Origin of the sequence: Streptomyces sp. 7-21, assembly GCF_016741785.1 — a bacterium.
In the GTDB taxonomy this organism is placed as follows: Bacteria; Actinomycetota; Actinomycetes; order Streptomycetales; family Streptomycetaceae; genus Streptomyces.
Genome location: NZ_JAERRL010000003.1, coordinates 403,060 through 424,669, shown reverse-complemented (window position 1 = coordinate 424,669; position 21,610 = coordinate 403,060). Strand labels below are relative to the sequence as shown.

At 73.2% G+C, this 21,610-nt stretch carries 17 protein-coding genes; 10 read left to right on the top strand and 7 right to left on the bottom strand.

Features of this window, described 5'->3' with window-relative positions:
- Positions 1-97: 97 nt before the first annotated feature.
- Both JK356_RS05765 and JK356_RS05760 read right to left on the bottom strand, forming a co-directional pair.
- Positions 98-1,027 carry a metallophosphoesterase gene (locus JK356_RS05765; RefSeq protein WP_201866429.1) on the bottom strand — a complete coding sequence of 310 codons (930 nt, stop codon included), beginning with the start codon at positions 1,025-1,027 and terminating at the stop codon, positions 98-100.
- A gap of 203 nt (positions 1,028-1,230) precedes the next feature.
- Positions 1,231-2,385 carry a LacI family DNA-binding transcriptional regulator gene (locus JK356_RS05760; RefSeq protein ID WP_201866428.1) on the bottom strand — a complete coding sequence of 385 codons (1,155 nt, stop codon included), beginning with the start codon at positions 2,383-2,385 and terminating at the stop codon, positions 1,231-1,233.
- Positions 2,386-2,711: 326 nt separating this feature from the next.
- On the opposite strand from JK356_RS05760, the gene hisC reads away from it, so the two are divergent.
- The 6 genes from hisC (at position 2,712) to JK356_RS05730 (ending at position 12,612) form a co-directional block, all read left to right on the top strand.
- The gene (gene hisC, locus JK356_RS05755) at positions 2,712-3,902 is read left to right on the top strand and encodes a histidinol-phosphate transaminase (protein WP_201866427.1); all 1,191 of its coding nucleotides are present in this window, start codon (positions 2,712-2,714) and stop codon (positions 3,900-3,902) included.
- A gap of 158 nt (positions 3,903-4,060) precedes the next feature.
- The gene (locus tag JK356_RS05750) at positions 4,061-5,587 is read left to right on the top strand and encodes a cytochrome ubiquinol oxidase subunit I (RefSeq protein WP_201866426.1); all 1,527 of its coding nucleotides are present in this window, start codon (positions 4,061-4,063) and stop codon (positions 5,585-5,587) included.
- Between the two features lie 18 nt (positions 5,588-5,605).
- Entirely contained in the window at positions 5,606-6,598 is a 993-nt protein-coding gene (gene cydB / locus JK356_RS05745; RefSeq protein ID WP_201866425.1) for a cytochrome d ubiquinol oxidase subunit II, read from the top strand.
- 42 nt (positions 6,599-6,640) lie between these two features.
- Positions 6,641-10,144 (top strand): thiol reductant ABC exporter subunit CydD, encoded by a 3,504-nt coding sequence (cydD, locus tag JK356_RS05740; protein WP_201866424.1) that lies wholly within the window; start codon positions 6,641-6,643, stop codon positions 10,142-10,144.
- 42 nt (positions 10,145-10,186) lie between these two features.
- Positions 10,187-11,845 (top strand): GAF domain-containing protein, encoded by a 1,659-nt coding sequence (locus tag JK356_RS05735; RefSeq protein WP_201866423.1) that lies wholly within the window; start codon positions 10,187-10,189, stop codon positions 11,843-11,845.
- Positions 11,846-11,862: 17 nt separating this feature from the next.
- Entirely contained in the window at positions 11,863-12,612 is a 750-nt protein-coding gene (locus JK356_RS05730; RefSeq protein WP_201866422.1) for an SDR family NAD(P)-dependent oxidoreductase, read from the top strand.
- A 22-nt stretch (positions 12,613-12,634) separates the two neighbouring features.
- Here the strand turns inward: JK356_RS05730 and JK356_RS05725 are convergent, their stop codons facing one another.
- The 4 genes from JK356_RS05725 to JK356_RS05710 form a co-directional block, all read right to left on the bottom strand.
- Positions 12,635-14,698, bottom strand: a complete 2,064-nt coding sequence (locus JK356_RS05725) for a beta-galactosidase (protein ID WP_201866421.1) — start codon at positions 14,696-14,698, stop codon at positions 12,635-12,637.
- A 75-nt stretch (positions 14,699-14,773) separates the two neighbouring features.
- A complete protein-coding gene (locus tag JK356_RS05720) occupies positions 14,774-16,141 on the bottom strand; it encodes an ABC transporter substrate-binding protein (RefSeq protein ID WP_201866420.1) in 1,368 nt (455 codons plus the stop codon).
- A gap of 104 nt (positions 16,142-16,245) precedes the next feature.
- Complete coding sequence (locus tag JK356_RS05715; protein ID WP_201866419.1) at positions 16,246-17,190, bottom strand: carbohydrate ABC transporter permease; 945 nt, start codon at positions 17,188-17,190, stop codon at positions 16,246-16,248.
- A 3-nt stretch (positions 17,191-17,193) separates the two neighbouring features.
- The gene (locus tag JK356_RS05710; RefSeq protein WP_201866418.1) at positions 17,194-18,090 is read right to left on the bottom strand and encodes a carbohydrate ABC transporter permease; all 897 of its coding nucleotides are present in this window, start codon (positions 18,088-18,090) and stop codon (positions 17,194-17,196) included.
- 118 nt (positions 18,091-18,208) lie between these two features.
- Here JK356_RS05710 and JK356_RS05705 point away from each other — a divergent pair, with 118 nt between their 5' ends.
- Entirely contained in the window at positions 18,209-19,258 is a 1,050-nt protein-coding gene (locus JK356_RS05705) for a LacI family DNA-binding transcriptional regulator (RefSeq protein ID WP_236670769.1), read from the top strand.
- A 119-nt stretch (positions 19,259-19,377) separates the two neighbouring features.
- Positions 19,378-19,821, top strand: coding sequence for an NUDIX domain-containing protein (locus JK356_RS05700; RefSeq protein ID WP_201866417.1), 444 nt, complete (start codon positions 19,378-19,380; stop codon positions 19,819-19,821).
- On the opposite strand, the gene JK356_RS05695 is transcribed toward JK356_RS05700, so the two are convergent.
- Positions 19,792-20,211, bottom strand: a complete 420-nt coding sequence (locus tag JK356_RS05695) for an ATP-binding protein (protein ID WP_307815420.1) — start codon at positions 20,209-20,211, stop codon at positions 19,792-19,794. The two genes, JK356_RS05700 and JK356_RS05695, sit on opposite strands and share 30 nt — an antisense overlap.
- A gap of 264 nt (positions 20,212-20,475) precedes the next feature.
- Between JK356_RS05695 and JK356_RS05690 the strand changes: the two genes are divergently transcribed.
- Together JK356_RS05690 and JK356_RS05685 are read left to right on the top strand one after the other, a co-directional pair.
- Positions 20,476-21,351 (top strand): helix-turn-helix transcriptional regulator, encoded by an 876-nt coding sequence (locus JK356_RS05690; protein WP_201866415.1) that lies wholly within the window; start codon positions 20,476-20,478, stop codon positions 21,349-21,351.
- On the top strand, positions 21,348-21,584 hold the full coding sequence (locus JK356_RS05685; protein WP_201866414.1) for a DUF397 domain-containing protein: 237 nt from the start codon (positions 21,348-21,350) through the stop codon (positions 21,582-21,584). Before JK356_RS05690 ends, JK356_RS05685 begins: the two co-directional genes overlap by 4 nt.
- Positions 21,585-21,610: the final 26 nt, after the last annotated feature.

Here is a 21,610-nt window from a genome sequence, read left to right as displayed (position 1 = left end):
GCGCGCCAGGCACGGCAGATGACCGGGGTCGTTGCCCGCACAGGCTCGGCGGCGTTTGCCCCGCTCGCTCCCCGGGGCGATGCCGCCGTGTCCGCGCTCAGGCGGCGGTGGCGAGCGGCAGCCGGGCGACGAGGAGACGGCCCGACATGGTGACGCCGCCGTCCATGGCGATGGCGAGCGAGTCGGCGTAGACGTGCGGCCCGGTGATCTTCGGACCGGCGCCGGGCTCACCGGAGTCGGCCTCGCCCGGCCCTTCGCCCGTCAGGTACGGGATGGGGCTGTGGCCGTGGACGATGCGGCTGCCGCCGTACACGTCGAGCATCTCGCGCACCGCCTCGGGTCCGTCGTCGCGGAACGCGAACCGCTTGGTGAACTTGCGGAACAGCTCCCACGTCTCGGCCGCGTCGTTCCGCTGGAGCGCCTGGAAGATCGCGTCGTTGACGTCCTCGATGCTGTCGCCGTAGTCCCGGTACGCGGTGGTGTCGGAGTGCACCAGCAGGTGGTCGTCGACGAGCGCCATCGAGTCCAGGCGCGACATCCACTGGATGTGGTGGTCCTCCAGCCGCTCCATGTCGCTGCGCTGACCGCCGTTGAGCATCCAGGCGGCGCGGAACGAGGCGGTGCCCGCCGCCGACTCGACGGGGGTGTCACCGAAGCGGCTCGCGCCGAGAAGCAGAAGTTCGTGGTTGCCGAGCAGGGCCTTGCAGTAGCCACCGGCGGCCGCGGCCTCGGCGGACAGCCGCATCACGAGGTCGATGACGCCGATGCCGTCTGGGCCCCGGTCGGTGAAGTCACCGAGGAACCACAGCCGGGCATTGCCCGCCGCCCAGGCGTCGGACTCGTCGGTCAGCCCGGCCTCGCGCAGCGCTGCGCGCAGCTCGTCGAGGTAGCCGTGCACGTCTCCGACCACGTACAGCGGGCCCGCGCCGTCCATCACGGGCAGGTCGCGGATGGTCGGGGCGTACAGGTCACGCGCCTGGCCGGCACCGACCGGTCCCGTCTCCCCCTGGCTTTCCCCCTGAGTCATCGACCCCTCCACCGTTACGCGCCGCCTCCACCTGCTGGCCCCGATACTGGTCGGCGAATCGGGCTGGTCGTGGGGCCATTCGCCCATCATAGGAATCACCCTGCGCCGGTGTGACACTCCTGGGGCGTCTGAAACAGCAGAGATACGGAATGCGGTGCGGGCACGGCTGGGCATCCTGGCGCGAATCGCCCATCCGGCCAGGCTCACGCGCCCTCGGGCGCCCGCGCGTCGTCGGCGGCGGGCCGCGCCCGCGGCGGGGTGATGAGCGCCCGCGCGGCCGGGCGCTGGGAGGAGGCCCGCACGATCAGGTCGGTCGGCATGACCTGGGAGATAGTGCCGCGCCGGGCAAGCTCCTCGGCGCTGAGGCCGGACTCGATGGCGTCGATGAGCAGCTGCACGACGGAGGTGCCGATGCGGCCCGGTTTCAGGGACAGGGTCGTTACCGGCGGTTCGGTGGTGTCGTAGACGCGGGACTCGCTGCAGCAGACGATCATGAGGTCGTCGGGGACGCCGAGGCCGTAGTGGCGGGCGGCGGCGAGCAGGTCGGTGCCGTTGGGGTCGTAGAGCCCGTAGACGGCGTCGGGGCGGTCGCTGCGGGCGAGCAGGCGGTCGGCGGCGACGGCTCCGGCGCAGGAGTCCTGAGCGGGGTAGGTCTCGTAGACCGGGTCCTGGCCGTTGCGCTCGCACCAGGCGAGGTAGGCGCTGGTGGACAGCCGGGTGTAGGCATCGGTGCCGGTGCCGGTCAGCAGGCCGATGCGGCGGGCGCCGGCCGCGGCGAGGTGGTCGAGCAGGCCGACGACGGCGGCCTCGTGGTCGTTGTCGACCCACGCGGTCACCGGCAGGCTGCCCGCCGGGCGGCCGTCGGACACCACGGGGATGCCCTGGCGGACGAGGCCGGAGACGACGGGGTCCTCGTCGGAGGGGTCGATGACGATGGTGCCGTCGAGGGCGACGTTGGACCAGACGTCGAAGTCGCGGTGGAGTGAGGTCGCCGGGAGGATGACGAGGGCGTAGCCGCGTGCCAGGGCCGCGGAGGTGGCGGCCCGGGCCATCTCGGCGAAGTAGGCGAACTCGGTGAAGGTGAACGGCTCCTCGCCGTAGGTCGTCACCGTCAGGCCGATCAGGCCGGACTTGCCGGTCCGCAGGGTGCGGGCGGCGGCGGAGGGGCGGTAGCCGAGGCGGTCGGCGACCGTGCGGACGTGGCGGCGGGTGGTGTCCGGAAGGCGGCCCTTGCCGTTCAGCGCGTCGGAGACAGTCGTGATCGACACCCCGGCAGCGGCGGCGACGTCGCGGATTCCCGCCCGCCCATGCGGCGGGCGGCCGTGCGGACCGGGCACCTGATGCTTCGCTGCTGTCATGGCGAGCCGATGGTAGGCATGGCCACGGGTTGGGCACGGGAGGTTCCGAGCGCGAGGGAAGGATACGTTTCTGCGCGGCCAAACCGCCTTTCGATCTTCGTTTCGAAGGCGATACGGGGGCAGTGGCGGCGCCATACAAGGGACGGGACGGGCCGGTAGGGCGAGCGCCTGGCGGTGTTCAACAACTGCTTCCTCACCCTTTCGAGCGGGGCGCGCAAGGGGGCCCGCCAGGGTCGCACACGAGGCGCACGCGCGCCTGCCCCGGGGACTGCGGCGTCGGTGACCGGAGGCTGGACGTTTCCGGGTGACGTCCTACAGTGGGGACGATGAGCGTTCCTTCCCCCGCCGTTTCACCGCAGGCCGCGCCGGCCGCGCAGCGATCTTCTCAGGTACCTGGCCCGGCTTCGCGGATCCCCGGCCCGGACGCGCGCGCAGGCTCGGGCGTGCGGCTGCGTGCCGCGCTGGATGACATCCCTTCGTATGTACCCGGCCGCCGGGCGGCCGGGGGCGGGGGCCCCTCCTACAAGCTGTCGTCGAACGAGAACCCGTACCCGCCGCTGCCCGGCGTGCTCCAGGCGGCGGTCGAGGCGGCGGGCTCGTGCAACCGCTACCCGGACCTGCTGAGCGGCGTGCTGGTCGCCGAGCTGTCGGAACGGCTCGGCGTGCCCGCCAGCCAGCTGGCGACGGGCCCCGGCGCGGTCGGCGTGGCGCAGCAGCTGGTGCAGTCGGTGGCGGGGCCGGGCGACGAGGTGCTGTACGCCTGGCGGTCGTTCGAGGCGTACCCGATCATCACCCAGATCGCGGGCGCCACGTCGGTGCGGGTGCCGCTGACCGAGACCGAGGAGCACGACCTCGACGCGATGGCGGCGGCCGTGACCGACCGGACCCGGCTGGTCTTCCTGTGCACGCCGAACAATCCGACGAGCACGGTGATCGCGCGCGAGGACCTGGAGCGGTTCCTGGACCGGGTGCCGGACGACGTGCTGGTGGTGCTGGACGAGGCGTACCGGGAGTTCGTGCGGGATCCGCGCGTGGTGGACGGCATGGAGGTGTACCGCCAGCGGCCGAACGTGTGCGTGCTGCGGACGTTCTCCAAGGCCTACGGGCTCGCCGGGCTGCGCGTGGGGTACGCGGTAGCGCGGGAGCCGGTGGCCGACGCGCTGCGGAAGACGGCCGTGCCCTTCGCGGTGAGCGAGATCGCCCAGCACGCGGCGGTGGCCTCGCTGCGGAGCGAGGCGGAGCTGATGCGGCGGGTGGACGCCGTGGTCGCCGAACGGGAGCGGGTGCTGGCGGAGCTGCGGGCCCAGGGGTGGACGGTGCCCCAGCCGCAGGGGAACTTCCTGTGGCTGCGGCTCGGGGAGGCGACCGCGGACTTCGCCGCCGCCTGCGAGGAGGCCGGAGTGGCGGTGCGGCCGTTCGCCGGTGAGGGCGTGCGCGTGTCCGTCGGGGAGCCGGAGGGCAACGCGATCATGCTGCGGGTGGCGGCGGAGTTCCGCCAGGAGCGGGGCCTGGCCTAGGTCCCCGGGCGCCGCCGCGGCGCCCGGTGCCGTGCCGCCGCGGCGCGGATGAGACGACTCTCACGTCTTTTGGGCAGGGGTCTGGCGTTATAAGCCCCTCCGTGTGGGTGATAATTGCTTGTGAATGTGAATACGTTCACAAGCTAGGAGCGTGACCCGTGGACCTGGCTCTCGCGGACGAGACTCTCGCGCGGTGGCAGTTCGGCATCACCACCGTCTACCACTTCCTCTTCGTGCCGCTGACGATCTCGCTGGCGGCGCTGACCGCCGGGCTCCAGACGGCGTGGGTGCGCACCGGCAAGGAGAAGTACCTGCGGGCCACCAAGTTCTGGGGGAAGCTCTTCCTGATCAACATCGCCATGGGCGTGGTCACGGGGCTGCTCCAGGAGTTCCAGTTCGGCATGAACTGGTCGGAGTACTCACGCTTCGTCGGCGACGTGTTCGGCGCGCCGCTGGCCCTGGAGGCGCTGCTGGCGTTCTTCTTCGAGTCCACCTTCATCGGCCTGTGGATCTTCGGCTGGGACAAGCTGCCGCCGAAGATCCACCTGGCGACGATATGGATGGTCTCCCTCGGCACCGTGCTGTCGGCGTACTTCATCCTCGCCGCCAACTCCTGGATGCAGCACCCGGTCGGCTACCGCATCAACGAGGAGTCCGGCCGCGCGGAGCTCACCGACATCGTCGCGGTGCTGACGCAGAACACGGCCGTCGCGCAGTTCGCCCACACCATGACGGCGGCGTTCCTCGTCGGCGGCGCCTTCATGGCCGGCATCGCCGCCTACCACCTGATGCGCGGGCGGCACGTCGCCGTGATGCGCACATCGCTGCGCGTCGGCCTGGTGACGATGGTCATCGCGGGCGCGCTCACCGCCTTCACCGGCGACCGGCTCGGCAAGATCATGTACGACCAGCAGCCGATGAAGATGGCCTCCGCCGAAGCGCTGTGGGACACCGAGGGGCCGGCCCCGTTCTCCCTGTTCGCCGTCGGGGACGTGGAGAACGGGCACAACGAGGTCGCCATCGAGATCCCCGGGCTGCTGTCGTTCCTCGCCCACGACAACTTCAGCGAGGAGGTCCCCGGCATCAACGACCTCCAGGAGCAGCTGGAGGAGACGTACGGGCCCGGCGACTACCGGCCCAACATCCCGCTGGCGTACTGGAGCTTCCGCTGGATGATCGGCTTCGGCATGGCCTCCACCGCGCTGGGCGCCGCCGGGCTGTGGCTCACCCGCCGCCGGCTGTGGCTGTCGGAGCGGCTCCGCACCAGCGAGGACGAACCACCGCGCCTGGCGCTCACCCGCGACCGGACCCTCAGCCCCGCCCTGGGCGGCTGGTACTGGCGGCTGATGCTGCTGACCATGCTGTTCCCGCTCATCGCCAACGCCTGGGGCTGGATCTTCACCGAGACCGGCCGCCAGCCGTGGGTCGTCTACGGGGTGCTGCCGACGGCGTCGGCCGTCTCCCCCGGGGTCTCGCAGGGCGAGGTTCTCACCTCCCTCGTCATCTACACCGTGCTGTACGCGGTGCTGGCCATCGTCGAGGTGCGGCTGGTGGTCAGGTACGCCAAGGCCGGGCCGCCCGAGCTGACGGAGGCCGACCTCAATCCGCCCACCCGCATCGGCGGCGGCCGCGCCGGCGAGACCGCCGCCGACCGCGACGACCGGCCGATGGCCTTCTCGTACTGACGAAGGGGTGCGCAGCTCATGGAACTCCACGACCTGTGGTTCGTGCTCATTGCCTTCCTGTGGACCGGCTACTTCTTCCTGGAAGGCTTCGACTTCGGCATCGGCGTGCTCAGCGGCACGCTGGCACGCGACCGGGCCGAGCGGCGCGTCCTCATCAACACCATCGGGCCCGTCTGGGACGGCAACGAGGTCTGGCTGGTGACCGCCGCCGGCGCCACGTTCGCTGCGTTCCCGGAGTGGTACGCCACCCTCTTCTCCGGCTTCTATCTGCCGCTGCTGGCCATCTTGTGCTGCCTGATCGTGCGGGGCGTCGCCTTCGAGTACCGCGCCAAGCGGCCCGGGGAACGGTGGCAGCGCACCTGGGAGCACGCCATCGTCTGGTGCTCCGGGCTGCTGGCCGCGCTGTGGGGGCTGGTCTTCGCCACCATGGTCAGGGGCGTGCCGCTCGACGCGGACGCCGAGGTCACCGGCGGGCCGCTCGACCTGCTGCACCCGTACGCGCTGCTGGGGGCGGCGTTCACCTTCGTCCTCTTCACCTTCCACGGGGCGGTGTTCGCGGCGCTGAAGACCACCGGCGACATCCGGGTGCGGGCACGGCGGGCCGCCGCGTGGCTGGGCGCGGCGACGGCGGTGCTGGCCGCGGCGTTCCTGGCGTGGACGCAGGCCAGCAGCGGCGACGGGTGGTCGCTGGGCGCCAGCGCCGTTGCGGCGGCCGGGCTGCTGGCGGCGCTCGCGGCCACCGCGCGCGGGCGCGAGGGCTGGGCGTTCGCCTGCTCCGGGATTGCCATCGCCGCGATCGTCGCGGCGCTGTTCCTGGCGCTCTTCCCCAACGTGATGCCCTCGACGCTGAACGAGGCGTGGCACCTGACGGCCGAGGACGCCGCCGCCACCCCGTACACGCTGCGGATCATGACCTGGGCCGCCGCCTTCGCCACGCCGATGGTGATCGCCTACCAGGCGTGGACCTACTGGGTCTTCCGCAAGCGCATCGGCACCCAGCACATCGCCTGACCGCCGTCAGCGGACGGTCAGCGGAGCGGAAGGAGCCGCCACGTGAAGCCCGTCGACCCCCGGCTGCTGCGCCACGCCCGCGCCACGCGCGGCTTCCTGGCCGCGTCCGTGGCGCTGGGCGCGGCCAGCGCCGGACTGCTCATCGCCCAGGCCGTGCTGCTGGCCCGGCTGATCGCCGGTGCGTTCGCCGACGGACTCGCGCCGGGCGAGCTGCTGGCGCCGCTGCTGCTGCTCCTGGCCGTCACCGCCGGGCGGGCGCTCGCGGCCTGGCTGACCGAACTGGCCGCCCACCGGACCAGCGCGGCCGTGAAGTCCCAGCTGCGGGCGCGGCTGGTGGACCACGCGGCCACCCGGCTCGGGCCGGGCTGGCTGGCCGGGCAGCGCGGCGGCGAGCTGACGGCCCTGGCCACGCGCGGCATCGACGCTCTCGACGGCTACTTCTCGCGGTACCTGCCGCAGCTGTGCCTGGCGGTGGTGGTGCCCGCGGCGGTGCTGGCGAAGATCGCGGCCGACGATCTGGTCTCGGCAGCCATCATTGCCGTGACGCTGCCGCTCATTCCCGTCTTCGCCATCCTCATCGGCTGGGCCACGCAGGCGGTGATGGACCGGCAGTGGCGCCAGCTGTCGCGGCTCGCGGGGCACTTCGTGGACGTGGTCGCGGGGCTGCCGACGCTGAAGGTGTTCGGCCGGGCCCGGGCGCAGGCGGAGCACATCCAGCGGATCACCGGGGACTACCGGCGCGCCACGATGCGGACGCTGCGGGTCGCGTTCCTCTCGTCCTTCGCCCTGGAGCTGATCGCGACCGTCTCGGTGGCGCTGGTCGCCGTGGGCGTCGGCCTGCGGCTGGTGCACGGGGAGCTGACGCTCCAGACGGCGCTGACGGTGCTGATCCTGGCGCCCGAGGCGTACCTGCCGCTGCGGCAGGCGGGCGCGCAGTACCACGCCGCGCAGGAGGGGCTGTCAGCCGCCGGCGAGGTCTTCGCCGTGCTGGAAACGCCGGGCCAGCCGGGCACGGACGGCGCGGGAGAGCCGGCGCCGGACGCGCGGCGCGCGGCGCTGGAGCTGGAGCGGGTGCGCGTGCGCTACCCGGGGCGGGCGGACGACGCGCTGGCGGAGACGAGCCTGTCCGTGGCGCCGGGCGAGGTGCTGGCGGTGACCGGGCCGTCGGGCGGCGGGAAGTCGACGCTGCTGGCGGTGCTGCTGGGCTTCGTCCGGCCCGCCTCGGGGCGGGTGCGGGTCGGCGGGCGCGACCTGGCCGGGCTCGACCTGGCGAGCTGGCACCGGCAGGTGGCCTGGGTGCCGCAGCGCCCGTACCTGTTCGCCGGGACCATCGCCGACAACGTGCGGCTGGCGCGGCCGGACGCGGACGACGCGGCCGTGGCGGCGGCGCTGCGCGACGCGGCGGCCGGAGACCTGGCCCTGGAGCGCGTCGTGGGCGAGGACGGCGGCGGCCTGTCGGCCGGGCAGCGGCAGCGGGTCGCCCTGGCCCGGGCGCTGCTGGCGGACCGGCCGGTGCTGCTGCTGGACGAGCCGACGGCCGCGCTCGACGGCGTCACCGAGGCGGAGATCGTCGCGGCGGTACGCCGCGCGGCGCGGGGGCGGACGGTCATCCTCGTCACGCACCGCCCGGCGCTGCTGGACGTCGCTGACCGGGTGTTTCACGTGAAACCACGGCGGGAGGAGGCCGCCGGGGGCGCCTCGCGCCAGGTCGCCCGCCCGGGCGCCGGGCCGGCGCCGCGCCCGCGGCCGGCGGAGCCCGGGGCCGGGCCCCAGGGCGGTGCGGACGGCCAGGCGGCGAAGCGGTTCCGGGTGCGGCTGGGCCTGGCGGCCGGGCTGGGGACGCTGGCGCTGGCCAGCGCGGTGGGGCTGATGGCCACCTCGGGCTGGCTGATCTCCCGCGCCTGGCAGCAGCCGCCGCTGCTGTACCTGATGGTGGCCGTCACGGCCACGCGCGGCTTCGGCATCGGCCGCGCCGTGTTCCGGTACGCCGAGCGGCTGCTGAGCCACGACGCCGTGCTGCGGCTGCTCGCCGCGGTGCGCACCGCCGCCTACCGGCGGCTGGAACGGCTGGCGCCGGCCGGGCTGCCGGGCGGCCGCCGGGGCGACCTGCTGGCGCGGTTCACGGGCGACGTGGACGCGCTGCAGGACCGCTACCTGCGGTGGCTGCTGCCGGCCGTGGCTGCTGGGACGGTCACGGCCGGGGCGGTGGGCTTCACCGCCTGGCTGCTGCCCGAGGCGGCGGCCGTGCTGGCGGCCGGGCTGCTGGCGGCGGGCGTGGCGGTGCCGGCCCTGGTGATGGCGGTGGCGCGGCGGGCGGAACGGAACCTGGCGCCCGCCCGGGGCGAGCTGTCCGCCGCCACCCTGGACGTGCTCACCGGAACGGCCGAGCTGACCGTCGCCGGTGCGCTGCCCGCGCGGCTGCGGGCGGCCCGCGCCGCGGATGCCCGGCTGACCGCGCTGGCCGCGCGTTCCGCCGCCGCGACGGCGCTCGGCGGCGGCCTGTCCGCGCTGGTCAGCGGGCTGACCGTCACCGCCGCGGCCTGGCTGGGCGCGGTGGCCGTCGCGGACGGGCGGCTGGACGGGGTGTGGCTGGCGACCGTCGTGCTGGTGCCGCTGGCGGCCTTCGAGGCGGTGGCGGGCATGCCGCTCGCCGCGCAGTACCGGCAGCGGGTGGCACAGTCGGCCGCGCGGCTGCGCCAGCTCGACGAGGCGCCCGCGCCCGTGCGCGAGCCGGAGCGGCCGCTGCCGCTGCCGGCGGACCCGTTCCCGCTGCAGGTGTCCCGCCTGACGGCCCGCTACCCCGGGGCGGCGGCGCCGGCGCTGCGCGGCGTGGACCTGGAGCTGACGCCGGGCCGGCGCATTGCCGTCGTGGGCCCGTCGGGCGCCGGGAAGACGACGCTCGCGCACTGCCTGCTGCGGTTCCTCGACCCCGACGGCGGCAGCTACACCCTCGGCCCCGGCGCGGTGCCCGCCGCGCGGCTGCGCGGCGACGACGTGCGGCGCCTGGTCGGGCTGTGCGCGCAGGACGCCCACGTGTTCGACAGCACGCTGCGGGAGAACCTGCGGCTGGCGCGGCCGGACGCGGACGAGGACGCGCTGCGGGCCGCGCTGGCCTCGGCGCGGCTGCTGGAGTGGGTCGACAGCCTGCCGGACGGCCTCGACACGGCCGTCGGCGAGCACGGCGCCCGCCTCTCGGGCGGGCAGCGGCAGCGGCTGGCGCTGGCCCGCGCGCTGCTCGCCGGGTTCCCCGTGCTGGTGCTGGACGAGCCCGCCGAGCACGTGGACGAGCCGACCGCCGACGCGCTGACGGCCGACCTGCTGGCGGCCACGGCGGACCGGGCCACCGTCCTGATCACCCACCGGCTCGCCGGGCTGAAGGCGGCGGACGAGGTGATCGTGCTGGCGGACGGGCGCGTGGTGCAGCGGGGCCCCTACCAGGAGCTGGCGCGCGCGGACGGGCCGCTGCGGCGGCTGCTCGACCCGGCGGGCCCGGGCAAGCGGGCCGGGGAGCTGACCGGGGAGCGGACGGGGGCCGTGGCGGCCTGACAGCGCGTGCGGGCCCGGCGCGGGCTCAGTACGCTCGCTGGCATGGCGGCTCAGCCCCCGCAGCTCACGCCGGAGCTGGCGCAGCGCATGCCGCGGCTGCTCCAGGCCATGGAGGCCATCGGCGGTGACGTCGAGCTGCACACGATGCTGGACCGCATCGCCAGGACCGCCGCCGAGCTGGCGGATGCCCGCTACGCCGCGCTGGCCGTGCTGAACGAGGACGGCAGCGAGCTGGCCGAGTTCGTCACCTACGGCCTGCCGCCCGGGGCGCACCAGGACATCGGGCAGGACCCCGGCACCGAAGGGCTCATCAGGACGCTGCTGGAGAGCAGCGGGCCGCTGGTGCTCGACGACGTGGCGGCCGACCCGCGGGCCGCCGGGTTCCCGCCGGGGCATCCGCCGATGCGGACGCTCGTCGGCGTGCCGATCCGCGTCCACGGCGCCGGGTTCGGCGCGCTGTACCTGGCCGACAAGAAGGAGGGGCCGTTCACGGAGGCGGACCTCCAGATGCTGCGGATCCTCGCCACCGAAACCGGCATCGCCATCGGCAACGCCCGGCTGTATGAGGCGGCCCGGCAGCAGGCGCGGTGGATGGACGGCAGCCTGGAGCTGTCGATGTCCCTGCTCAGCGAGGACGAGGATCCCGACCACGCGCTGACGGTCGTCGCCGAGCAGGCCAGGCGGGTAGCGCGGGCGTCGGCCGCGGGCGTGCTGGAGCCGGTGGGTCCCGGCGGCGAGAACGGGCTGCGCGTGGTGGCCGTCAGCGCCGACGACCCCAGCGGGCTGCTCGGGCTCCAGCTGCCTCCCAGCCAGGCGGTGCGCACGGTGCTGCGCGGCGAACCGGTGCTGCTCGACCCCTCGCGCGAGCCGGGCGCCGCGCCGGAGATGGCCGAGCGGTTCGGGCCGTGCCTGATCCTGCCGCTGGCCAGCGAGCACACGACGCTGGGCGTGCTGGCGGTCGGCCGGCCGCGCGGCGCGGCGGGGTACAGCGTGCCGGAGCGGGCGCTGGCCACGCAGTTCGCGCAGCAGGCGGCGCTGGCGCTGGTGCTGGCGCGGGCGCGTGCCGACCGGGAGCAGCTGGCCGTGCTCAAGGACCGCGACCGGATCGCGCGCGACCTGCACGACCTGGTGATCCAGCGGCTGTTCGCGGTCGGCATGATCCTGGAGAGCGCCCGCCGCACCGTGCGGGACGGGCCGGAGGCGGAGCGGCTCGACGAGCGGATCGGGACGGCCACCCGTGAGCTGGAGGCCACCATCCAGGAGATCCGCACGACGATCTTCGCGCTGCGGCAGCAGCCCGAGGAGGCGCACGCAGGGCTGCGCACGCGGGTGCTGCGGGAGGCGGGGGCGGCCGAGCAGACGCTGGGCTTCCGGCCGTCGGTGGCGTTCTCCGGCCCGGTCGACACCCGGGTGGACGAGGAGACGGCGCGGCACCTCGTCGCCGCGCTGCGCGAGGCGCTGTCCAACGCGGCGCGCCACGCCCGCGCCTCCCGCATCGACGTCCGGGTGGACGCCACGGGCGAACAGGTGCGGCTGACCGTGACCGACGACGGCGTCGGCCCGCCGGCGCCGCACGAGCGGGGCCGGGAGAGCGGGCTGCGGAACCTGCGTCACCGCGCCGAGGGGCTGGGCGGCAGCGCCTCGCTGGAGCCCGGGCCCGGCGGCACCGGCACCACGGTGACATGGCAGGCCCCCCTGTAAAACGCTAGAGTCCGGCCATGGCTGGACGCACGGTAATCATCAGCGGTGGGGGCACCGGCATCGGCCTCGCCACGGCGCGGCGGTTCGCCGCCGACGGCGACACGACCGTTCTCATCGGCCGCCGGGCCGAGGTGCTGCGGCGCGCGGCCGAGGGGATCGAAGGGGCTGTGGCGCTTCCGGCGGACCTCTCCTCGCCGGAGGAGACCGGCCGCGTGGCCAGGGAGATCGCGGAACGCTTCGGCACCGTCGATGTCCTGGTCAACAACGCGGGCGGCAACGGCGGCCTGGAGCCTGGCGCCGGCAGCGACGACCCGCTGGCGGTCGCCGCCCACAACTGGACCGTCAACTTCCGCATCAACACCCTGACCGCCGTCCTGCTCACCGAGGCGCTCGCCGGCCGGCTGGCCTCCCCCGGCGGCCGGGTGCTGTTCCTGTCGTCCATCGCCGCCTACCGCGGCTCCGGCTCGGGCGCGTACGCCGCCAGCAAGGCCGCGCTCCACCCCTACGCGCACGACCTGGCGCGCCGCCTGGGGCCGCGCGGCATCACCGTCAACCTGGTGGCGCCGGGCCTGATCGAGGACACCGAGTTCTTCGGCGACGCCATGACGGCGGAGCGGCGCGCCCGGCTCGTCGGCGAGACGCTCACCGGCCGGGCGGGCACGCCCGGCGACGTGGCGGAGACGCTGCACTGGCTCGCCTCGCACGCCGCCGGGCACGTCACCTCCCAGATCATCCAGGTCAACGGCGGCGCCGAGCGCGGCCACTAGGCCGCGCGGGCGCCCGGCGCCGTCAGCGGCGTCGCAGCACGGCGACGCCGCGCGGGGGAAGCACCCCCGGCAGGGCCGGACCGGTGAGCACCTCGCCGTCCAGGGCGGGCAGCTCGACGGGCTCAGCAGTCCGGTTGACCAGGAACCAGTAGGCGGCGCCGTCCGCGCCGCGGCGGACGGCCAGCTCCACCCGCCCGCGGGCCGTCTCGGGCAGCTCGCTGGCGACGCCGGCGCGCTCCAGCAGCGTGCCCAGCACGCCGGCCAGCCCTTCGGGGCCGAGCCGGGTGGAGACGTAGGCGGCCGACCCGCCGCCCGGCACGGCGCGGCGGGTGATCGCCGGCCGGCCCGCGTACAGGCCGCTGCCGTAGCGCGCCAGCACCTCGACGGCGTCGCCGCCGGTGACCTCGATCTGGTCGGACCACAGGCTGGCGGTGCGGCCGTCGTCCAGCGTCACCTCCTCGCCCTCGGGCAGCGGGTGGAACTCCTGGATGCGGATGCCCAGCAGCTCCCGCAGCGGGCCGGGGTAGCCGCCGAGCCAGGCGTGGTCCAGCTCGTCGACGATGCCGGAGAAGTACGTCGTCACCAGGTGGCCGCCGGATTCGGCGTACCGGGTCAGCTCCGTGGCGAGGGCGCCGGGCAGCACGTGCAGCACGGGCGCCACGACCAGGCGGTACCGCTCGGGGTCCAGGGGCGTGCCGGTGGGCACCACGTCGGCGCGCACGCCGAGGTCCAGGAAGGCGGAGTACCAGTCGAGCGCCTCCTGGCGGTAGCGCAGCAGCGCCGTGGGGTGGGCGTCCTCCTCGCTGGCCCACCACGACTGCCAGTCGAAGAGGATCGCGGCGCGCGCGGGCTCGCGGGAGGAGCCCACGACGGGCGCGAGCTCCGTGGCGAGGACGCGGCCCAGCTCGGTGACGGCGCGGTAGACGTCGCTGTCGGGCCCGGCGTGCGGCACCATCGCGGAGTGGTACTTCTCGGCGCCGGCCACGGACTGCCGCCACTGGAAGAAGCAGACGGCGTCGGCGCCGTGGCCGACGTGCAGCAGCGCGTCGCGCCGCAGGTCCCCGGGCGCCTTGGGCTTGTTGACGGGCCGCCAGTTGACGGCGCTGGTGGAGTGCTCCATCAGGAACCACGGCCGCCCGCCGGCGATGCCGCCGGTGAGGTTGGCCGAGAACGACAGCTCGTCGCGGGCGCGCGGGCCGGGGCCGACGTAGTGGTCGTTGGAGACGAAGTCGACCTCGGCGGCCCAGTCGGCGTAGTGCATGCCGGGCTGGCCGTCGGTGACCATGAAGTTGGTGGTCACGGGCACGTCGGGGGTGAGGCGGCGCAGCACCTCCCGCTCGGCGGCCAGGTGCTCCTTGAGGGCGTCGGAGGAGAACCGCTTGAAGTCCAGCACCTGCGTCGGGTTGTGGTACGACGCGGCCAGGCGCGGCGGCAGGATCTGGTCCCAGTCGGTGTAGTGCTGCGACCAGAACGCTGTGCCCCAGGCGTGGTTGAGGGCGTCAAGGGTGGTGTAGCGGTCGCGCAGCCAGGCGCGGAACGCGCGGGCGGCGTCGTCGGAGTAGTCGTAGAGGTTGTGGCAGCCCAGCTCGTTGTTGACGTGCCAGGCGGCCAGCGCCGGGTGGGAGCCGTAGCGTCCGGCGAGCTTCTCCACCAGCCGCAGCGCGTAGCGGCGGAAGACGGGCGAGGTGGGGCGCCAGTGCTGGCGGGCGCCGTGCCAGACGGTGGCGCCCTCGGCCGTGACCGGCAGGATCTCGGGGTGGGCGGTGGTCAGCCACGGCGGCGGGGAGGCCGTCGCGGTGGCGAGGTCGACGGCGATGCCGTTCTCGTGGAGCAGGTCCATGATCTCGTCGAGCCAGCCGAAGTCCCAGGTGTCGTCGGCAACCTCGATGCGGGCCCAGGAGAAGATCGCGAGGGAGACGATGGTGACGTTCGCCTCGCGCATCAGGCGGACGTCCTCCCGCCACACCTCGCGGGGCCACTGGTCCGGGTTGTAGTCGGCGCCGTATCCGAAGCGCGGGGTGGCGCTGCCGCCGGGGCCGCTGTCGGGCCAGCGGATCCAGCGGCCGGGCGAGGGGGCGGGGGACATGGACGCTCCTTGCGGTTCGTTGCTGCGGTGCTGTGTGCTGTGTGCTGTGTGCTGTAGCAGTGCGGCGGGGCGGGGCTACTCGATGGTGAAGCCCTGCTCGCTGCCGTAGCGCTCGCAGGCCTCCTGCCAGTCGCGCAGGCCCTCGGCGAGGGTGGTGCCGGAGACGTACGCCTGGCCGACGGTGTCATTGAAGACGGAGTTGGCGTAGACCTGGTACGGCAGGTACTGCCAGCCCTCGACGACGTTGGCGGCGGACTCGGCGAAGATCTCGTTGGCCCGCTGGCCGCCGAAGTACTCAAACTCGGTGTTCAGAAACTCCTCGGACTCCAGCTGGGCGGTGGTGGCGGGGAAGGCGCCCTGGTCGACGCGGGTCTGCACGCCCTCGCCGGCCGTGGCGTACTCCACGAAGGCGTACGCCAGGGCCTTGTTGCCGCTGGCCTCGGGGATCGCGAGCGAGCTGCCGCCGTTCTCGGCGCTGGCGGTGCCGCCCTCCTCCCACTGCGGCATGGGGGCGACACGCCAGTCACCGGCGGCGCCGGGCACGCCGGACTCGAAGTTGGCGGGCATCCACGCGCCGGTGACGAGGGTGGCGATGGTGCCGTCGCCCAGTGCCTGGTACCACTCGTCGCTCCAGCCGGCGATGTCGGTGACCAGCTCCTCGTCGATGAGCTGCTGGAACAGCTCGGCGTACCGCTGCGAGCCCTCGTCGGTGAAGTCGATGGAGATGGTGGTGTCCTCCACCGTGTAGGGCTTGCCGCCGGCCTGCCAGATGAGGCTGGTGGTGAAGCCCGCGTCGCCGGCGTCGGCGGCGATGTAGGCGCTGGGGTCGGCGTCGTGCAGCTGGCGGGCGGCCTCGACGTACTCGTCCCAGGTCTCGGGGACCTCGATGCCGTGCTCGTCGAAGACGGTCTTGTTGTAGAACATCGCCATCGGCCCGGAGTCCATGGGCAGGCCGAAGATGCCGTCGCCCGCCTGGACGGAGTTCCACGGGCCCTGGGTGAAGGTGCCGTCGAGGCTGTCGGCGCCGAAGCCGGTGAGGTCGGCGACGGACTCGGCGAGGGCGAACTGGCCCAGGGCGTAGTACTCGATCTGCGCCACGTCGGGCACGCCGCGCCCGGCGTCGATGGCGTTCTGCAGGGCGGTGTACTGGTCGTTGGCGGTGCCCGCGTTGACCAGGTCGACGGTGACGCCCGGGTGGGCCTCCTCGAAGTCGCGGGCGACCTGCTCCAGGGTGGGCTCCCAGGCCCAGACCGTGATCGTGCCGCCCTCCTCGAGCGCGGCCTCGACGTCCTCCGGGGAGCCTTCGGAGCCGGAGCCGCCGCCACCGCCGCAGGCGGTCAGGGCGAGGCCCAGGGTGAGGGCGCAGCCGAGGGCGCCCCGCAGGGACGGGGCGGCAGCGGCCCGGCGGCGCCGGGGGCGGTCGGGCAGGCGGGTGATGCGCATCGTCGCTCTCACTTCTTCGTCGAGGTCCTTCGTGGCGGGGATTCGCGGAGGTTCGCAGGGTTTGCAGGAGTTACGGGGATTACGCGGATAAGGGGTCGCGGGGGTCACTGCTTGACGCTCCCGGCGGCCAGGCCGGACTGCCAGTAGCGCTGGAGCAGCAGGAACGCGGCGATCAGCGGGACGATCGTCAGCAGCGAACCGGTGATGACGAGGTGGAAGATCGCCTCGCCGCCGGCCGTGGACGCCTGCGCGTTCCAGGAGTTGAGACCGATGGTGAGCGGGTACCAGTCGGGGTCGCGGAGCATGACCAGCGGCAGGAAGTAGTTGTTCCACGTCGCGACCATGGTGAACAGCAGGACGGTGACCATGCCGGGCGCCAGCAGCGGCAGCGCGACGCTGAAGAACGTCCTGATCTCCCCGGCGCCGTCCATGCGGGCGGCCTCCAGCAGTTCGCCGGGTATGGCGTCGGAGGCGAAGACCCACATCAGGTAGAGCCCGAACGGCGAGATGAGGGAGGGGATGATCACCGCCCAGGGGGTGTTGGTCAGCCCCATCTCGCTGAACATCAGGAACGTCGGCACGGCGAGCGCGGTGCCCGGCACGGCCACGGCGCCGATGACGACGGCGAACACGGCGCGCTTGCCGGGGAAGTCGAACTTGGCGAGGGCGTAGCCGCCGAGCACCGCCAGCAGCGTGGCGCCGCCCGCGCCGGCGACGACGTACAGCAGGGTGTTGAGCAGCCAGCGGACGAAAACGCCGTCGTCGTAGGTGAGGGTGTCGGCGATGTTGGAGAAGAACGCGAAGCCGCCCGCGTCGGAGCCGGCGAACCACAGGCCGAACGAATCGAGCAGGCCGCTGCGGGTCTTGGTGGAGTTGATCAGCAGCCACAGCAGCGGCACCAGCGAGTAGACCAGGACCAGGCCGGTGAGCAGCGTCAGCGTGAGGCTGCGGCGGGGCCGCGCCAGCGAATGGCGGCGCGACGGGTCGCGGCGCGGGGTGCGCAGCGGCGACGGGGAGCGGCGGCGGGGGGCGGTGCTGGTGACTGCCATCGTTCACGCGTCCTTTCGCATGCCGCGCAGCTGCACGAGGTAGGCGATGACCATGGTGATGACGCCCATGACGATGGCCACCGTGGCCGAGTAGTTGTGCTGCTGGCCGGAGAACGCCAGCGAGTACGTGTACAGGTTGGGCGTGAAGTCGGTGGTGATGGCGTTCGGCGCCAGGCTCTGGAGGATGCTCGGCTCGTTGAAGAGCTGGAAGCTGCCGATGATCGAGAAGATGGTGGCGATGACGAGCGCGCCCCGGAGCGCCGGAAGCTTGATCGAGGTGATGACGCGCAGCTGGCTGGCGCCGTCGATCTCCGCGGCCTCGTACAGCGAGCGCGGGACGACGCGCAGCGCCGCGTAGAAGATCAGCATGTTGTAGCCGACGAACTCCCAGGTGACGATGTTGCCGATCGAGACCAGGACCAGGTCGGGGGAGAGCGGGTCGGGCAGCGTGATGCCGAAGGCATCGTTGATGTTGCCGACGAGGCCGAAGCGCGTGCCGTAGATGAAGCCCCACATCAGGGTCGCCACGACGGCGGGCACCGCGTACGGCATGAAGATCGCGATGCGGAAGAAGCTGGCCCCGTACAGCCGGCCGCTGTCGAGCGCGAGCGCGACCAGCAGCGCCAGGAAGAGCATGATCGGGACCTGGACCAGCAGGAAGAGGCCGACGCGGATCAGGCCCTCCCAGAAGTCCGGGTCGTCGAGGACCCGCTGGTAGTTCTCCAGGCCGACGAAGGACGTGCCGCCGACGAGCTGCTCGCGGAACAGGCTCAGGTAGAGGGAGTAGGCGATCGGCGCGAGGAAGACCAGGGCGAAGACCGCCATGAACGGGGCCAGGAAGCCCCATCCGGCCCAGGAGCGCCCGCGGAACATCCGCCGTGGCGGTGACAGCGTCGTCATGCTCAGCTTCCGTCGGTAAATGATCGATTAAGTTGATGTTTGCGTAAACATCGTTGGCCGCGATGGTTACACTGCTTCCGGCGAGCGTCAAGAGTCCCCGGAAGCCGCGAGGTCACGGATGGAGAACAGCACCGCCCCGAAGCCGGGCGGGAGCGGCCGCAAGCGCCGCGTGTCCATGGCCGACGTGGCGCGCCGTGCCGGGGTCTCCTCCCAGACGGTCTCCCGGGTCGCCAACGGCCACCCCGGCGTCGTCGAGAGCACGCGGCAGCACGTCCTGGCCGCCATGCGGGAGCTGGGCTACCGCCCCAACTCCGCCGCCCGGGCGCTCAAGCGCGGCGAGTTCCGCACCATCGGCGTCATCCTGTTCTCGCTGGCCACCACCGGCAACGTCCGCACCCTGGAGGCCATCGCGACCTCGGCGGCCGACGAGGGCTACGCCGTCACGCTGCTGCCGGTGGCCGCCCCCACCCAGGACGGGGTGCGCGGGGCGTTCACCCGCCTCGGCGAACTCGCCGTCGACGCCGTCATCGTGATCATGGAAGTGCACCTCCTCGACGCCGGCACCGTCTCGCTGCCGCCCGGCGTGCAGGTCGCCGTCGCCGACTCGGACGCCGGCAAGCGGTACAGCGTCGTCGACACCGACCAGGCGGGCGGCAGCCGCGACGCCGTCGCCCACCTGCTGGACCTGGGCCACCGCACCGTCTGGCATGTGGCCGGCCCCGCCGAGTCGTTCGCCGCCGAGCGCCGGGCCAGCGCCTGGCGCCGGACGCTGACGGAGGCGGGCCGCGAGGTGCCGCCGCTGGTGCGCGGCGACTGGTCGGCCGAGTCCGGGTACCGCGCCGGGCTGCGCCTGGCGGACGAGCCCGGCTGCACCGCCGTCTTCGCGGCCAACGACCAGATGGCGCTGGGCCTGCTGCGCGCGCTCCACGAGCGGGGCAGGCGCGTGCCCGGGGACATCAGCGTCGTCGGCTTCGACGACATCCCGGAGGCCGCGTCGTTCCTGCCGCCGCTGACCACGGTGCACCAGGACTTCGCCGAGGTGGGGCGCCGCCTGGTGCACAGCGTGCTGCGCCAGATGCGCACGGACACCACCGAGCGCGGCACGACGCTCGTCCCGACCCGGCTCGTCATCCGCGCCTCGACCGCGCCACCGCCACCGGACGGCTGACGGACCGTCAGTCACGGTGCCGGCCTGGTCCGGTCGCTCACCCCGGGCGGAGCGCCGCGCGTCCCGTCTGGTAAAGCGAACGGCACGCGCGCCATCCGACGGCGGCGGAAGGGAGAAGAGTGCACCGGGTCATCGCCCGTCTCTGGCGGCTGCTCAAGCCGTTCCAGTGGCGGATTCTGTGGTTCACCCACGCCACGTTCCTGGTGGGCGTCACCGGCATCGTGCGCGACAGCGAGGGCCGCGTGCTGCTGCTGCGGCACCGGCTGTGGGCCAAGGGGCGCCAGTGGGGCCTGCCCACCGGTTTCGCCAGGCGGTCGGAGTCCTTCGAGGAGACCGTCGTCCGCGAGGTCCGCGAGGAGACCGGACTGACGGTCCGCGTCGGCCGGCTGGCGCGGCTGACCAGCGGCTTCCGGCTGCGCTGCGAGGTGGCCTACGAGGCCGAGTACGTCAGTGGCGACCTCACCCTCGACCCCATGGAGATCCTGGAGGCCCGGTGGTGCCTGCCGACCGAACTGCCCCAGGGCCTCCAGGAGTCACACCGGCTCCTGATCGCCTCCACGTGACCGGGTGGCGCCCGCGTGGGCCGGCTCCGCCGCCGTCAACGCCGATCTGCTCTCCGCTTCCCTGAGGGTGAAGATGAGGCACTTGCCCATCGGCGTGCGCTCCGTGCGCCAGTCGGCGGCGAGCAGGTCCAGCAGGGCCAGGCCCCGCCCGCTTTCGTCCAGCTCCGCAGCCCGGCGGCGCAGGGGGAGCGCGGAACCGCCGTCGTGCACCTCCACCTGCACGCTTCCGTCGGCCGGACAGGGGGAATGGCACAGCACGTAGAAGTCGGGGCCCTCGGCGTGCAGCACGGCGTTGGTGGCGGCCTCGGAGACCAGGAGTTCGACGAGGGAGCGGTCGATCCGTGGATAGGCGGCGTAGGCACGGGCCGCGGCCTTCCGTGCCTGGGCCACCGCCGCTGGCTCGCGGCGGTACCGTCCGACCGCTAGTACGTGCCCGTGCTCGTGCATCACAGCCCCTCCTGGTCGTTGGTCACGCCCGGTGATCATCTCGCGCCGATGCGTGCACGTTCTCTAGGGTGGGTCACGTGACTAATCACGTGCAAGAGCCGCTACGGCAGGTTCCCCCCCACGAGGTATGACCCCGGAGGGCTGGCTGACCGGCCGATACGCTGACACACCGTCAGCGGCGGCTGCCGACGACGGAGGGAGGGGCGTGTGAGCGTCAACGTCAACACGAACGCGATCTTCGCCATGCGTGAAGTGGGAGATGACCTCCAGCGCCTGCGCAAACGGGCCAGCCTCCGCCAGGACGACGCGGCGGCGAAGCTCAAGGTCAGCCGCTTCACGATCAGCAAGATCGAGCGCGGCAGGGCCTTCCCCACCGACCAGCAGCTGGCCCGGCTGCTCGCACTGTACGGCGCCGACACCGAGCAGCGGGCCGCGATCAAGGCGAAGATCCGGCATGGAAAATCGTTCGGCCGGGCGTGGTGGGAAGAGCCGCGGTTCCGCAAGCTCTTCCAGGGCGACTCCTACCGGTACTTCTACGTCGAGGACGCCGCTGAGCGCATCTCGGTGCACTCCGGCACCTATGTACCGGGCCTGCTCCAGACCCGGCAGTACGTCGAGGCGATCGCCTCGTTCGGGCAGAAACAGGAGAGCACCGAGCGGCGCGAGACGTTCGTGGAATCCCGGCTGCGGCGGCAGGCGGTGCTGACGCGGCGTCACCCGGTCGTGCTCGACGCGCTCTGCCTGGAGTCAGCCCTGCGGGCAGTCGTCGGCGGGCCCGTGGTGATGCGGCAGCAGCTGCGCCACCTGGCCACCGCCGCGCGCAGACAGAACATCACGCTCCGTATGATCCCCTACACTGCCGGAGCGCCCAGCATCCACGGGTCGCCGCTGACGATCATCGACTTTCCCGGGATGGAGAACCAGAGCATCGTGTCCCAGGAAAGGATCACGGGAGAGACCCTCAACGACGATCCAGGCGAAGTACGGCGCGCGAGACGGAAGTTCGCCGATCTCGCGGAGCACGCCCTCAGCCCCGAAGAAACCATCCAACGCATCGAAGAGTTCGAGAAAGAGATGCGATGACGCACCCCACAGCAGACCTCTACGGCCTCCCTCTGACGGGCCAGTGGATCAAGTCCTCCTACAGCAACGGCAACGGCAGCGACTGCGTCCAGCTGATGAAGCTCCCCGGCGGCGTTGCCCTGGGAGACTCCAAGGCCCCCGAACGCGCCCCGCTGCGCTACCCGACGGCGGACATGGCCGCGTTCCTGGCCGCCGCGAAGGCAGGCGAGTTCGACCACCTACTGGAAGACTGAGCCGCCGCGGCTCCGCTTCCCCACCC